Genomic DNA, 13,520 nt, shown 5'->3' with positions numbered 1-13,520 from the left:
GGCTTAGAAGCACCACTTTTGGCGTGGCGAGCGGTGTTTCAGCGAAAAATGTTTGACTTTAGTTAGACTTTTTGCTGAGCCACGTACTTGAAATCAAGCGTTTCGCCTCCACTTCCAACACAACAACATAAAATGGAGCTGTTATGAGCAACAAAGGGCAACTGTTACAAGACCCATTCCTCAATGCCTTGCGCAAAGAGCACGTTCCTGTATCGATCTATCTGGTCAACGGCATCAAGCTGCAAGGCCATATCGAATCGTTCGACCAATACGTCGTACTGCTGCGTAACACCGTGACCCAGATGGTTTATAAGCACGCCATCTCCACCGTGGTACCGGCACGCGCCGTCAACCTCAATATTGAAAACGAAGCGGAATAACCATTTGCCGCACCGTTTCTTTTTACCTAGCGTGACCGTCGTATGCGTGCAGCTCTAGTCGGTATCGATTTCGGCCAGGGCGACTTTGCCGCCAGCATGGAGGAACTGCAACTGCTGGCTCGTTCAGCCGGTGCGGAACCAGTGACGACGATCACGGCAAAGCGCTCCTCTCCGGACGCGGCGTATTTCGTCGGCAGCGGCAAGGCCGACGAAATCGGCGTGGCCGCGTTGGCGGAACGCGTCGAAATCGTCATCTTCAACCACGCCCTGTCGCCGGCGCAGCAACGCAATCTGGAAAAGCGCCTGAACATTCGGGTGCTGGACCGGACCAGCCTCATTCTCGATATCTTCGCCCAGCGTGCCAAGAGCCACGAGGGCAAGCTGCAGGTCGAGCTGGCGCAGTTGCAGCACCTGGCCACGCGCCTGATTCGCGGCTGGACTCACCTTGAGCGCCAGAAGGGCGGTATCGGTTTGCGCGGTCCCGGTGAAACGCAGCTGGAGACCGACCGCCGACTGATCGGCGAGCGGGTGAAGGCGCTGCGCGCACGCCTGGCCAAGCTGCGCAAGCAGCACGAGACCCAGCGCCGTTCGCGCAACCGCACCCAGACCTTCTCGATTTCGCTGGTCGGCTATACCAATGCCGGCAAGTCGACGTTATTCAACGCCGTCACCAAGGCCGGCGTGTATGCGGCCGACCAGTTGTTCGCCACGCTGGACACGACTTCGCGTCGCGTCTACATGGGCGAGGAGGTCGGCAACATCGTGCTGTCCGACACGGTCGGTTTCGTGCGCGAGCTGCCGCACCAGCTGGTGGCGGCGTTCCGCGCCACGCTGGAAGAGACCATCCACGCCGATCTGCTGCTGCACGTGGTCGACGCCGCGTCGCCGGTGCGCATGGAGCAGATCGAGCAGGTCAACCTGGTGCTGCGGGAAATCGGCGCCGACCATATTCCGCAGATCCTGGTGTGGAACAAGATCGACGCCGCCGACCTTGAGCCGTCGGTTGAGCGAGATGAATATGATAAGATTTCCAGGGTATTCCTCAGTGCGCGCACCGGTCAGGGAGTGGACCTGCTGCGCGAGGCCATCACGGAATGGGCCAAGGCGGCGCCCGGCGCACGCCTGAATGAGACGTACGAAGCACAACAAGAATTAGAAGAAGTAGAGAGCAGTCCCACCCTCACTGACGTTGGATCACACTAATGCGTGTCTCCTCAATTATGAAACGACTTGGCTTGAAGCTGTCGCTGAACGACCCCCGCTGGGGGAAGGACAACAAGCCGCAAGCCAACGAGAACAAGAAGCCGGGCGAGGGCCCGCCCGACATGGAACAGCTGTGGCGCGATTTCAATCAGCGCCTGAACGGCTTGTTCGGTCAGAAGCGTCCCAACAATAACAACGGCGGCGACAACGGCGGCGACGGCGGCAATCGCCCCGACATCACCGGCGGCATGCGCGCCACGGCCGGCGCCATCGGCGTGGTGGTGGCGCTGATCTGGCTCGCCAGCGGCTCGTTCATCGTGCAGGAAGGCCAGACCGGCGTGGTCTACACCTTCGGTAAAGTCAGCCACACCACCGGCTCCGGTTTCAACTGGCGCTGGCCGTATCCGTTCCAGAGCGACGAAACGGTCAAAGTATCGCAGATGCGCATGGTGGAAATCGGCTATCGCGGCAACATCAAGAACAAGCAGGCGCGCGAATCGCTGATGCTGACCGATGATGAGAACATCATCGACATCCAGTTCGCCGTGCAGTTCAAGCTGAAAGACCCGGTGGCCTGGCTGATGAACAACCGCGACGAGGAAGACACCGTGCGTCAGGTGGCTGAAACTTCGATCCGCGAAATCGTCGGCAAGAACAAGATGGACTTCGTGCTGTACGAAGGCCGCGACAAGGTCGCTTTTGAAACCCAGCAGCTGATGCAGCAGATCCTGGACCGCTACGCTTCCGGCGTGCTGGTTTCCAGCGTGACCCTGCAGGCGGTGCAGCCGCCGGAGCAGGTGCAGATCGCCTTCGACGATGCGGTCAAGGCAGGTCAGGATCTGGAACGTCAAAAGAACGAAGGCCAGGCCTACGCCAACGACGTGATTCCAAAAGCGCGCGGCACCGCGTCGCGCCTGATGCAGGAAGCCGAGGGCTATCGCTCGATGGTGGTGGAAAACGCCACCGGTAACGCTTCGCGCTTCAAGCAAGTGCTGGTGGAGTACCAGAAGGCGCCGGGCGTGACCCGCGACCGCCTGTACCTGGAAACCATGCAGCAGATCTTCTCCAGCGCCTCCAAGGTCATGGTCGACGCCAAGAGCGGCAGCAATCTGCTGTATCTGCCGCTTGATAAGCTGATCGCCCAGGCGGCGGCAACCGATGCCCAGGCCACCGCTGCACGCGCCGCGCAATCGGGTCTGCCGGCCGCCACCACCACGATGCCATCGGAATTGATGCCATCGGTGGAAGTGAATCGCACGCGCGATGCGCGCTCGCGCGATTCCAACTCACGTGACCGGGAGAGCCGTTAATGAATCGCATAGCTAGTACCGTCGTTCTCGCGTTCATCGCGCTGATGCTGCTGTCGTCGACCGTGTTCGTGGTCGACCAGCGCAAGTACGCGATCGTGTTCGCACTGGGCCAGATCAAGGAAGTGATCCGCGAGCCGGGCCTGCATTTCAAACTACCGCCGCCGTTCCAGAACGTGCTGCTGCTCGATAACCGCATCATGACCATCGAGTCGCCTGATGCCGAGCGCTTCATCACCGCCGAGAAGATGAATATCCTGGTCGACAGCTTCGTCAAGTGGCGCATCGGCCGCGGCGAAGCCCAGCCCAAGCTGTACTACGTCACCTTCGGCGGCGACGAAGGCCGCGCGCGCGACCGCATGTCGCAGATCATCAAGGCGGCGCTGAACGAAGAAATCACCCGCCGCACCGTGGCCGAAGTGATCTCCGGCCAGCGCGGCAAGGTGATGGAAGGTATCCGTACCAAGGTGGTCCAGGAAGCCGCGCAGATCGGCGTCGAGATCATCGACGTGCGCCTGAAACGTGTGGAATACGTCGAGCAAATCAACAACTCGGTGTACGACCGCATGAAGGCCGAGCGTATGCGTGTGGCCAACGAACTGCGTTCGACCGGCTCGGCGGAATCTGAAAAGATCCGCGCCGACGCCGACCGCCAGCGCGCCGTGATCCTGGCCGAAGCCTATCGCGACGCCGAGCAGATTCGCGGCGAGGGCGATGCGAAAGCCTCGGCCATCTACGCCGACGCCTTTGGCAAGAACCCTGAGTTCTACAAGTTCTATCGCAGCCTGGAAGCCTATCGCGCCACCTTCAAGAACCACGGCGACGTGATGGTGATGGACTCCAGCTCGGACTTCTTCAAGTACTTCAAAGGCTCGGGCAGCGGCGGCGCCGCACCGGCTCCAGCCAAGAAGTAATAGCGGGACCCCGCATCGAGGCGCTCACGAGGCGCCTCGATCGCATCTTTTTCCCCTCTGTAGACGCATTTTCGCGTAAAATATCAGGTTCGGCCTTCCAGTTAGGCGGCCGCGGCGCGTGCGCCGCATTGTTCATTTCTTAATTAAATAGTCCCATGCCGAATTGGCTGCTGCCTGAAAATATCGCCGACGTTCTGCCGTCGGAAGCGCGCAAGATCGAAGAGCTGCGCCGTCTGATGCTGGATAATTTCCGCCTCTACGGTTACGAGCTGGTCATGCCGCCGTTGCTGGAGTACCTGGAATCGCTGCTGACCGGCGCCGGCGAAGACACCGACCTGCGCACCTTCAAGCTGGTGGACCAGCTGTCGGGCCGCATGCTGGGCCTGCGTCCGGACATGACCACGCAAGTGGCGCGCATCGACGCCCACCTGCTGAATCGCACCTCGGTCACGCGCCTGTGCTACGCCGGCAGCGTGCTGCATACCCGTCCATCGGGCCTGCACGCCACCCGCGAGCCGCTGCAGATCGGTTGCGAAATGTACGGCCACGCCGGCCTGGAAGCCGACGCGGAAATCCAGGAACTGGCATTGGCCTCGCTGGCTTTGGCCGGTTTCACCGAAGTGCGGCTGGACCTGACCCATGTCGGCGTGCTGCGCGCGCTGCTGGAACAATGCCCGGCCGCCTTACGCGATCAGGCTAAAATCCATGCTGCGCTGCGCGCCAAGGATGTGCCGGATTTGCAGGCGTTGACCAAGGATTACGCGCCGCTGGTGCGCGACGCCTTGCTGGCCTTGCCGAGCCTGTACGGCGACATCGACGTGCTGGGCAAGGCGCGCGAAGTGCTGCCGGACCTGCCGGGCATCGCCAAGGCGCTGGCCGAACTGGCGGCGCTGGCGGCCTCGGCCATCGGTCGCGCGCAAGTGCTGATCGACCTGGCCGACCTGCGCGGTTATCAATATGAAAGCGGCGCGATGTTCGCGCTGTATGTACCAGGCTTGCCGAACGCGGTTGCGCGCGGCGGCCGCTACGATCACGTAGGCGAGGCCTTCGGCCGGGCGCGTCCCGCCACCGGATTCTCGCTCGACCTGCGCGAACTGGCGCGCTTGTTGCCAACCGCGGAACGCAAGCATTCGATCCGCGCACCGTGGGGCAACGCGCCGGAATTGAAGGAAAAAATCGCCGAGCTGCGCAAGTCCGGCGAAGTGGTGATCCAGAGTATGCCGGGTCACAGCCACGAACTGGACGAGTTCGAGTGCGATCGCGCGCTGGTGCTTGAAGAGAATGGTAGTAACTGGATTCTTAAAAACTTAGGTTAATGTGATGTCAAACAAAAACGCAAAAAACGTCGTCGTCATCGGTACCCAATGGGGCGATGAAGGTAAAGGCAAAATCGTCGACTGGCTGACCGACCACGCTCAAGGCGTGGTGCGCTTCCAGGGCGGCCACAACGCCGGCCACACGTTGGTTATCGGCGGCGTGAAAACTGCGCTGCAACTGATCCCGTCGGGCATCATGCGCCCGGGCGTGGCCTGCTACATCGGTAACGGTGTGGTGGTGTCGGTGCCGGACGTGCTGCGCGAAATCGACAAGCTGGAAGCCGTGGGCGTCGAAGTCGCCTCGCGCCTGAAAGTGTCGGACGCAGCGCCTGTGATCCTGCCATACCACTCGGCACTCGACCTGGCCCGCGAAGCGGCCCGTGGCGAAGCCAAGATCGGCACCACCGGCAAGGGCATCGGCCCGGCCTACGAAGACAAAGTGGCGCGTCGCGCCATCCGTATCGCCGACCTGCTGAACGAAAACCGCCTGGCTGAAAAGCTGAAGGAAAACCTGGACTACCATAACTTCGTGCTGGAGAACTATCTCAAAGCGCCGAAGGTGGATTACCAGAAGACCCTGGACGACGCGCTGGCCTATGTGCCGCGCCTGCGTCCTATGGTGACCGACGTCTCGAGCGCGCTGTACAAAGCCCACAAGGCCGGCGCCAACCTGCTGTTCGAAGGCGCCCAGGGTTCGCTGCTGGACGTCGACCACGGCACCTATCCGTTCGTGACCTCGTCGAACTGCGTGGCCGGCAATGCCGCCGCCGGCGCCGGCGTCGGCCCGAACATGCTGCACTACATCATGGGCATCACCAAGGCCTACACCACCCGCGTGGGTTCCGGTCCGTTCCCTTCGGAACTGCCGACCGATGCCGGCGTAGGCCACCACCTGGCGCAAGTCGGCCACGAGTTCGGCACCGTGACGGGCCGCGCCCGCCGCTGCGGCTGGTTCGACGCCGCGCTGCTGCGCCGCTCGGTCCAGATCAACGGCGTGACCGGCATGTGCCTGACCAAGCTGGACGTGCTGGACGGCCTGGAATCGCTGAAGCTGTGCACCGGCTACACCATCGACGGCGAAGCGGTCGATATCTTCCCGTCGGGCGCCGAAGAAGCCGCCCGTTGCGTGCCGGTGTACGAAGAAATGCCGGGCTGGAAAGACAGCACCGTGGGCGCCAAGACCATGGAAGCCCTGCCGGTTGCCGCCCGCAACTACATCAAGCGTATCGAAGAACTGGTCGGCGTGCCGATCGACATGGTATCGACCGGTCCGGATCGTGAAGAAACGATCGTGCTGCGTCACCCGTTCGCGTAATAAGGAATTTTATGAGCAACCCACAATCCAACGAAAAACACCTCTGGGTATCCTGGGACGAGTACCATCGCTTGATCGAGCGCCTGGCGCTCAAGGTGCATGAATCGGGCTGGAAGTTCGACATGGTGCTGTGCCTGGCGCGCGGCGGCGTGCGTCCGGGCGACGTGTTCTCGCGCATCTTCGACGTGCCGCTGGCGATCCTGTCGACCAGCTCGTACCGCGAAGACAAGGGCACCACCCAGGGCGACCTGGACATCGCCAAGTACATGACGATGACCAAGGGCCCGCTGAGCGGCAAGATCCTGCTGGTCGACGACCTGGCCGATTCCGGCGTCACCCTGATCAAGGTCATGCAGCACCTGAAGGACAACTTCGACGGCGTGACCGAGGTGAAATCGGCGGTGATCTGGACCAAGGGCAGCTCGGCCTTCCGTCCGGACTACCAGATGGAAGAACTGCCGCACAACCCATGGATCCATCAGCCGTTCGAAGACTACGACGGCCTGCGCCCGCATCAATTGGCGGCCTGGATCAAAAAAGGTGAGGCGAACGCGTAAGGGTTGCTTAGCGTTTTTCCCCTATGAAAGCGGCCTGCGGGCCGCTTTTTTTATTTCCGTTTGTCCTGCACAACACATAGTTTCCTAATAGTAATATTCGTTGCAATATTTTCTTTTGTGATGCAATAAAACAAATTCTATTCGAACATCTGTGTTAAGATAGACTTAAGTTATCCAGGCGTACGGTCAAGCAGCACGACGCACCTTACAGTACACATTAAATATTCTTGGGAGTTCAAATGAAACTTAAAACCATCGCATCGTCGCTGCTGTTTGTTGTTGCCAGCGTTGCTGCCGGCGTCTCGTCGGCGGCGGTCCAGACCTTCAGCGCCAGCACCCCGATTTCCACCTCGGACGTCACCTACGACCTGATCCTGAACAAATTCGACACCTCGCTGGGTCAGCTGGACGCGATCACCTTCTGGATCGAGGGTTCCGCCACCACCACGCTGACGTTGACCAATAACAAGGCCAAGAAAACCCCGGACGTCAGCATCACCGCCGGCCTGGCGGCAACCCTGCCAGGCGTGGCCGGTTCGCTTTCGACCCCGTCGGCCACGACCGTGCACTTCAACCAGCAAATGGCGAAGAACGAAACCCAAACCGTTAGCGGCACCGCAGCGCTGTCGTCGAGCGTGCTGACCATTGATGCGGCTTACTTCTCGCTGTTCAAGGGCAATGCAACCGACACGCTGCTGTCGCCACTGAGCCTGAACGCTTTTTCGGTGGAAAACAACGTCACCAACATCGATATCCTGAAGCAGACCAGCGGCAGCGCCACCGCATACATTTCGTACAGCTACACCGCCGCACCAGTGCCTGAGCCGGAAACCTACGGCATGCTGCTGCTGGGCATGGGTGTGGTCGCCTTTGCCGCCAAACGCAAATCGCGTTCGGCACAAGCTTGAATCACCGACTCGACTCTTACTGCGGAATATAAAATGAAAAAATCTACTCAAATGCTGTTGGCCGGCGCCTCGGTGGCTTTCGCGTTGAATGCAAATGCGACCCCTATCGTCACCACCCACACCACTCCGACGCTCCAGAGCGTCACGGTGACTGACCTGGAAAGCTTCGATGACGGCGCCACCACGCTGGATCTGACCAAGTTCAACACCGCCCTGGGCGTGCTCAAATCGGTCAAGGTCGAACTGTTCACCGACTTTACCGGCACCATCAATGTGGAAAACCTCAGCACCACGTCGGCGCTGAAGTACACCCAGTGGGTTGGTTCGAGCGTAACGCTGACCGTGCTGCCAGGCAGCAGCCTGACCGCGGACAAGGCGGTCAGCCAGCTGATCGACCTGGGCAAATATGACGGCGTGCCCAACTATGCCGGCCTGTCGGGCGCCTCGGTGGGCTTCTCCGCCAACGGTTATCAGTCGGTTGTCTACACCGACAACGATATCCTGAGTGCGTTCTCGGGCGCCGGTGCGCTGGTGGCCGACGTGTCGGGTGCCACCTCCTCGTGGGGCACGCTGCCAAACGGCAATCAAAAGAACTCGATCCCGACTGAGATCGATACCTACGCCAAAGTCACCTACACCTACGAGGTAACGGCCGTGCCTGAGCCGGAAACCTACGCCATGCTGCTGGCCGGTCTGGGTCTGATGGGCGTGGTCGCCCGCCGCCGCAAATCGGCATAAGCCGAGTCTGGTGGTACACTCGAACGGGAGCTGAGGCTCCCGTTTTTCATTTGACCTTCGAGACTACATGACCCAGGACTTCTTCCAGACCTTCATCCTGCTGCTGCTGGTGACCGATCCGTTCGGCAACGTGCCGCTGTTCGCCAGCGTGCTCAACCCCGTGCCGCCGGCGCGTCGTCCGCGCATCGTCATCCGCGAGTGCGCGATCGCCTTCGTGCTGCTGCTGATCTTTATGTTCTTCGGCCGGCACTTCCTGAGCGCGCTGCACCTGTCGGAAGTGGCGCTGCGCATCGGCGGCGCCGTGATCCTGCTGCTGATCTCGATCCGCATGATCTTCCCGCATCCCGACGGTGTGCTGGGCCGTACCGACGGCGGCGAGCCCTTCATCGTGCCGCTGGCGATCCCGGCCCTGGCCGGCCCGTCGGCGCTGGCCACGGTGCTGCTGTTCTCGCGCGAAAGCACCGGCGAGGTGCTGGTGCACGTGGCGGCGCTGGCGGCGGTGGGCGTGGTGTGGCTGGCGGTGTTCCTCAGCGCCGAAAAGCTGCAGAAAGTGCTCGGCCCGCAGGTGATGACGGCCTTTGAGCGGCTGATGGGCCTGATCCTGACGGCGATGTCGGTGGAGATGCTGCTGGGCGGCATACGCGAGTTCGTAAAGTCGCTGTAAAAGAGCAGGGCAGGCGCTTGACGCCTGCCTTTTTTGCTTTTATAGTTAGATGAAGGTCTAATTAGATGGGTGTCTAATGAGTGCGGAAAACAGCGCCTTCAAAGCCATCGCCGATCCGGCGCGGCGCGAAATCCTGCGGCTGCTGCGCGGCGGCGAGATGACGGCCGGCGACCTGGCGCAGCGCTTCGACATGAGCAAGCCGACCATGTCGCACCACTTCGCGGTGCTGGCCGAAGCGGACTTGATCACGCGCCGGCGCGAAGGGCAAACCATCTGGTACGGCCTGAACACCACCGTGCTGCAAGACGTGCTGGCCTGGATGATGGATCTGGCCGGCGACGCCAACCAAGGGAGGAAGAAATGAAGCCACGCGCCTTATTGCTGTGCATCCTGATGATCCTGGCCATGACGGCCATCACCGCGTATTACTATCCGGCGTTGCCGGAATCGCTGCCGATCCACTGGAACGCCGCCGGCCAGGTCGACGGCTACGGCGCGCGCTGGCACCTGTGGCTGCTCGGCCCGGTCTGCATGAGCGCCTTGCTGCTGCTGGCGATCGTGCTGCCCTGGCTCTCGCCGAAACAGTTTGAGGTGCAGGCCTCCGGTGCGACCTACGGCTATCTGATGGCGCTGCCGATCGCGCTGATGGCGATCATCGAACTGGTGGTGCTGGGAACCGCGCTGGGCGTGCGGATCGAGATGGCGCTTGTGGTGCCGGCCCTGATCTTCATGATGCTGATCCTGATGGGCAACCCGATGGGCAAGGTGCGCCGCAACTTCTTCCTCGGCATCCGCACGCCGTGGACCCTGGCCAGCGAAAGCGTATGGCGCGCCACGCACCGGCTTGCGGGCAAGCTGATGGTCGGCACCGGCGTGCTGGGCCTGTGTGCGGTATGGCTGGGCGCGCCGCACTGGCTGCTGTTGGCGCTGATGCTGGCGTGGGCGCCGGTGGCGAGCGGCTACTCGCTGCTGCTGTACAAACGTCTTCCTCAATAATGGAGAAAAGTATGCGTATCAAGTTCCTGCTGTCTTTGATGATGTTGTCCGCCTCGGCGTTGGCCGCGCAGCGGCCGGTCTCGCTGGACGTCGGCGGCGGCACGGTGTACGGCACCGAGCTGACGCCGGACGGCGTCAGCGGCAAGGTGCCGGTGGTGCTGCTGCACTCCGGCTCCGGCCCGACCGACCGCGACGGCAACAGCACGCTGCTGCCGGGTCCCAACGACTCGCTGCGCATGGTGGCGGAGGGACTGGCGCGGCAGGGCATCGCCTCGGTGCGTTACGACAAGCGCGCCATCGGCTCCAGCGCGCTGCCGGTGTGGAAAGAGCAGGACCTGCGCCTGGACGACTACATCGGCGACGCCGCCGCCTGGCTGCGCAAGCTGCGCGCCGACGGACGTTTCTCGCGCGTGGTCATGGCTGGGCACAGCGAAGGCGCACAGATCGCCGCCGAAGCCTGTGCGCAGGGCGGGGCGGATGCCTGCGTGCTGATCGCCGGCGCGGGCCATCCGCTGGACGAAATCCTGCGCGAGCAATTGAAGGACAAGCTGCCGCCGGCGTTTATGGCGGAAAGCGAGCAGATACTGGTGGAGCTCAAGCAAGGCAAGACGGTCGACAAGGTATCGCCGCCGCTGATGGTGTTATATCGTCCGGACGTGCAGCCCTACCTGATCTCCACTTTCCGCCACGACCCGCGCGCGGCGATCGCGGCGCTCAAAATGCCGGTGCTGATCCTGCAGGGCACCTCGGACCTCCAGGTATCGCAAGACGAAGCGCAAGCGCTGTCGGCGGCCGCGCCGAAGGCGAAGCTGGTGATCGTGGAAGGCATGAACCACCTGCTGAAAATCGTCGGCGACGACCAGGCGCTCCAGCAGAAATCCTACGGCAGCCCGGACCTTCCGGTCGCCCCGCAACTGCTCGATGCCTTGAGCAGCTTCGTTCGTTAAAACCGGGGTCAGTTCTGCCAATCGGACACGAGCCCTGCCGTAGCGCACGCTACGGCAGGGCTCGTGTCCGATTGGCAGAACTGACCCCGGTTTTACGGTTTTAGGCGATGTTGTCGCCGCCTGGTGCGCCGAACAGCTGCTGCTTCAAATGATGCAGCTGGTCGCGTACCTGCGCCGCTTTTTCGAATTCCAGATTTTTCGCGTGATCGAGCATGGCTTTCTCCAGGCGCTTGATTTCCTTGCTGATCTGCTTCTCGCTCATCGATTCGTACTTGGCCGTTTCCTGCGCCACCTCCAGCACTTCCCTGGCCGACTTCTCGCTGTAGACGCCGTCGATCATGTCCTTGATGATCTTCTTCACGCCGCGCGGCACGATGCCGTTCGCTTCGTTGAAGGCGATCTGCTTGGCGCGTCGGCGTTCCGTCTCGCCGATGGCGCGCTCCATCGAGTCGGTCATGCGGTCCGCGTACAGCAGCGCCACACCGTTCAGGTTACGCGCCGCGCGGCCGATGGTCTGGATCAGCGAGCGCTCGGAGCGCAGGAAGCCTTCCTTGTCCGCGTCCAGGATCGCCACCAGCGATACCTCCGGCAAGTCCAAGCCCTCGCGCAGCAGGTTGATCCCGACTAGCACATCAAAGGTGCCGATACGCAGGTCGCGCAGCAGCTCCACGCGCTCCACGGTTTCGATATCGCTGTGCAGGTAGCGCACCTTGATGCCATGGTCGCTCAGGTATTCGGTCAACTGCTCGGACATGCGCTTGGTCAGCGTGGTCACCAGCACGCGCTCGTTCTTGGCTACGCGGTCGGTGATCTCGGACATCAGGTCGTCCACCTGCGACAGGGCCGGGCGCACGATCACCAGCGGGTCCACCAGGCCGGTCGGGCGCACCACCTGTTCCACCACCTGGTCGGCGTGGGTTTTTTCGTAGTCCGCCGGCGTGGCGGAGACGAAGATCGTCTGCCGCATCTTGTTCTCGAATTCCTCGAACTTCAACGGGCGGTTGTCCAGCGCCGACGGCAGGCGGAAGCCGTAGTCCACCAGGTTGGTCTTGCGCGAACGGTCGCCGTTGTACATGGCGCTGAGCTGGCCCACCAGCACGTGCGACTCGTCGAGGAACATCAGCGCGTCCTTCGGCAGGTAGTCCACCAGCGTCGGCGGCGGTTCGCCGGCCTTGGCGCCGCTCAGGTGGCGCGAGTAGTTTTCGATGCCCTTGGTGAAGCCGATTTCCGCCATCATCTCCAGGTCGAATCGGGTGCGTTGTTCGAGGCGCTGTTCTTCAATCAGCTTGTTCTCCTTGCGGAAGAACTCCAGCCGCTCGCGCAGTTCCAGCTTGATGGTCTCGATCGCGCGCAGCACGGTCGAACGCGGCGTGACGTAGTGCGAGCCTGGATAGACGGTGAAGCGCGGGATCTTTTGCTTCACGCGCCCGGTCAGCGGATCGAACAGCTGGATCGATTCCAGCTCGTCGCCGAACAGGTCGAGGCGCACCGCGAGGTCCGCATTCTCGGCCGGGAAGATGTCGAGCGTATCGCCGCGCACGCGGAAGGTGCCGCGCCCGAAGTCCACTTCGTTGCGCGTGTATTGCATCTGGATCAGGCGCGCGATGATGTCGCGCTGCGAGACGCGGTCCTTGGCACGCAAGGTCAGAATCATCTGGTGGTATTCGTTGGGGTTACCGATACCGTAGATGGCCGACACGGTCGCCACGATCACCACGTCGCGTCGCTCCATCAGCGACTTGGTGCACGACAGGCGCATCTGCTCGATGTGCTCATTGATGGACGAATCCTTTTCAATGAACAGGTCGCGCTGCGGCACGTAGGCTTCCGGTTGGTAGTAGTCGTAGTAGGAGACGAAGTATTCGACCGCGTTCTCCGGGAAGAATTCACGGAACTCCGAATACAGCTGCGCGGCCAGCGTTTTGTTCGGCGCGAACACGATGGCCGGACGGCCCTTGCGGGCGATCACGTTGGCCATGGTGTAGGTCTTGCCGGAACCGGTGACGCCCAGCAGCGTCTGGAAGAACAGGCCGTCGTCGATGCCTTCGCACAGCTGGTCGATCGCGGCCGGCTGGTCGCCGGCGGGCGGGAAGGGCTGGTGTAATTTGAACGGCGAATCCGGGAACGTCACCACGGTTGCGTTGGGAGTATCTGCTACAGGTAATTCAGCCATCTTGCTCAGACCTTTGTTAGAATAATGGCCTGCCAGCGGCCTGAAGTGGTTATTTTAAGGGCGCTGTCTATACATCTCTGCTGCGAACCGCTTCCAATCGAA

General features: G+C 61.8%; 14 protein-coding genes. 13 read left to right on the top strand and 1 reads right to left on the bottom strand.

Features of this window, described 5'->3' with window-relative positions:
• Nucleotides 1-143 precede the first annotated feature (143 nt).
• The 13 genes from hfq to ACXZ1M_RS04530 all read left to right on the top strand — a co-directional run bounded on the left by hfq (nt 144) and on the right by ACXZ1M_RS04530 (nt 11,245).
• Nucleotides 144-380 (top strand): RNA chaperone Hfq, encoded by a 237-nt coding sequence (gene hfq / locus ACXZ1M_RS04590; RefSeq protein WP_072780809.1) that lies wholly within the window; start codon nt 144-146, stop codon nt 378-380.
• A 42-nt stretch (nt 381-422) separates the two neighbouring features.
• Nucleotides 423-1,583: a GTPase HflX gene (gene hflX, locus ACXZ1M_RS04585; protein ID WP_459052014.1), complete on the top strand. Its 1,161-nt coding sequence runs from the start codon at nt 423-425 to the stop codon at nt 1,581-1,583.
• A gap of 17 nt (nt 1,584-1,600) precedes the next feature.
• Entirely contained in the window at nt 1,601-2,893 is a 1,293-nt protein-coding gene (hflK, locus tag ACXZ1M_RS04580; RefSeq protein ID WP_459052013.1) for an FtsH protease activity modulator HflK, read from the top strand.
• Nucleotides 2,893-3,804, top strand: a complete 912-nt coding sequence (gene hflC / locus ACXZ1M_RS04575) for a protease modulator HflC (RefSeq protein WP_459052012.1) — start codon at nt 2,893-2,895, stop codon at nt 3,802-3,804. Before hflK ends, hflC begins: the two co-directional genes overlap by 1 nt.
• Nucleotides 3,805-3,959: 155 nt before the next feature.
• Nucleotides 3,960-5,120, top strand: a complete 1,161-nt coding sequence (locus ACXZ1M_RS04570) for an ATP phosphoribosyltransferase regulatory subunit (RefSeq protein WP_459052011.1) — start codon at nt 3,960-3,962, stop codon at nt 5,118-5,120.
• A 4-nt stretch (nt 5,121-5,124) separates the two neighbouring features.
• Entirely contained in the window at nt 5,125-6,435 is a 1,311-nt protein-coding gene (locus ACXZ1M_RS04565; RefSeq protein WP_459052010.1) for an adenylosuccinate synthase, read from the top strand.
• Nucleotides 6,436-6,446: 11 nt separating this feature from the next.
• Nucleotides 6,447-6,992, top strand: a complete 546-nt coding sequence (locus tag ACXZ1M_RS04560) for a phosphoribosyltransferase (RefSeq protein ID WP_459052009.1) — start codon at nt 6,447-6,449, stop codon at nt 6,990-6,992.
• A gap of 239 nt (nt 6,993-7,231) precedes the next feature.
• Nucleotides 7,232-7,900 carry a choice-of-anchor E domain-containing protein gene (locus ACXZ1M_RS04555; RefSeq protein WP_459052008.1) on the top strand — a complete coding sequence of 223 codons (669 nt, stop codon included), beginning with the start codon at nt 7,232-7,234 and terminating at the stop codon, nt 7,898-7,900.
• Nucleotides 7,901-7,933: 33 nt separating this feature from the next.
• On the top strand, nt 7,934-8,638 hold the full coding sequence (locus ACXZ1M_RS04550) for a choice-of-anchor E domain-containing protein (protein ID WP_459052007.1): 705 nt from the start codon (nt 7,934-7,936) through the stop codon (nt 8,636-8,638).
• 67 nt (nt 8,639-8,705) lie between these two features.
• Nucleotides 8,706-9,302, top strand: coding sequence for a MarC family protein (locus ACXZ1M_RS04545; RefSeq protein WP_373988131.1), 597 nt, complete (start codon nt 8,706-8,708; stop codon nt 9,300-9,302).
• 76 nt (nt 9,303-9,378) lie between these two features.
• The gene (locus ACXZ1M_RS04540; RefSeq protein WP_459052006.1) at nt 9,379-9,666 is read left to right on the top strand and encodes an autorepressor SdpR family transcription factor; all 288 of its coding nucleotides are present in this window, start codon (nt 9,379-9,381) and stop codon (nt 9,664-9,666) included.
• A complete protein-coding gene (locus ACXZ1M_RS04535) occupies nt 9,663-10,298 on the top strand; it encodes an SdpI family protein (protein ID WP_459052005.1) in 636 nt (211 codons plus the stop codon). Before ACXZ1M_RS04540 ends, ACXZ1M_RS04535 begins: the two co-directional genes overlap by 4 nt.
• A gap of 11 nt (nt 10,299-10,309) precedes the next feature.
• Nucleotides 10,310-11,245, top strand: coding sequence for an alpha/beta hydrolase (locus ACXZ1M_RS04530; protein WP_459052004.1), 936 nt, complete (start codon nt 10,310-10,312; stop codon nt 11,243-11,245).
• Nucleotides 11,246-11,345: 100 nt separating this feature from the next.
• Here ACXZ1M_RS04530 and uvrB read toward each other — a convergent pair whose 3' ends face one another.
• Nucleotides 11,346-13,418 (bottom strand): excinuclease ABC subunit UvrB, encoded by a 2,073-nt coding sequence (gene uvrB / locus ACXZ1M_RS04525; protein WP_459052003.1) that lies wholly within the window; start codon nt 13,416-13,418, stop codon nt 11,346-11,348.
• Between the last annotated feature and the right edge of the window lie 102 nt (nt 13,419-13,520).

The organism is Duganella paludis (genome assembly GCF_054461335.1).
Note: the sequence above shows the minus strand (reverse complement) of the source record. Positions and strands in the feature narration are given on the sequence as shown.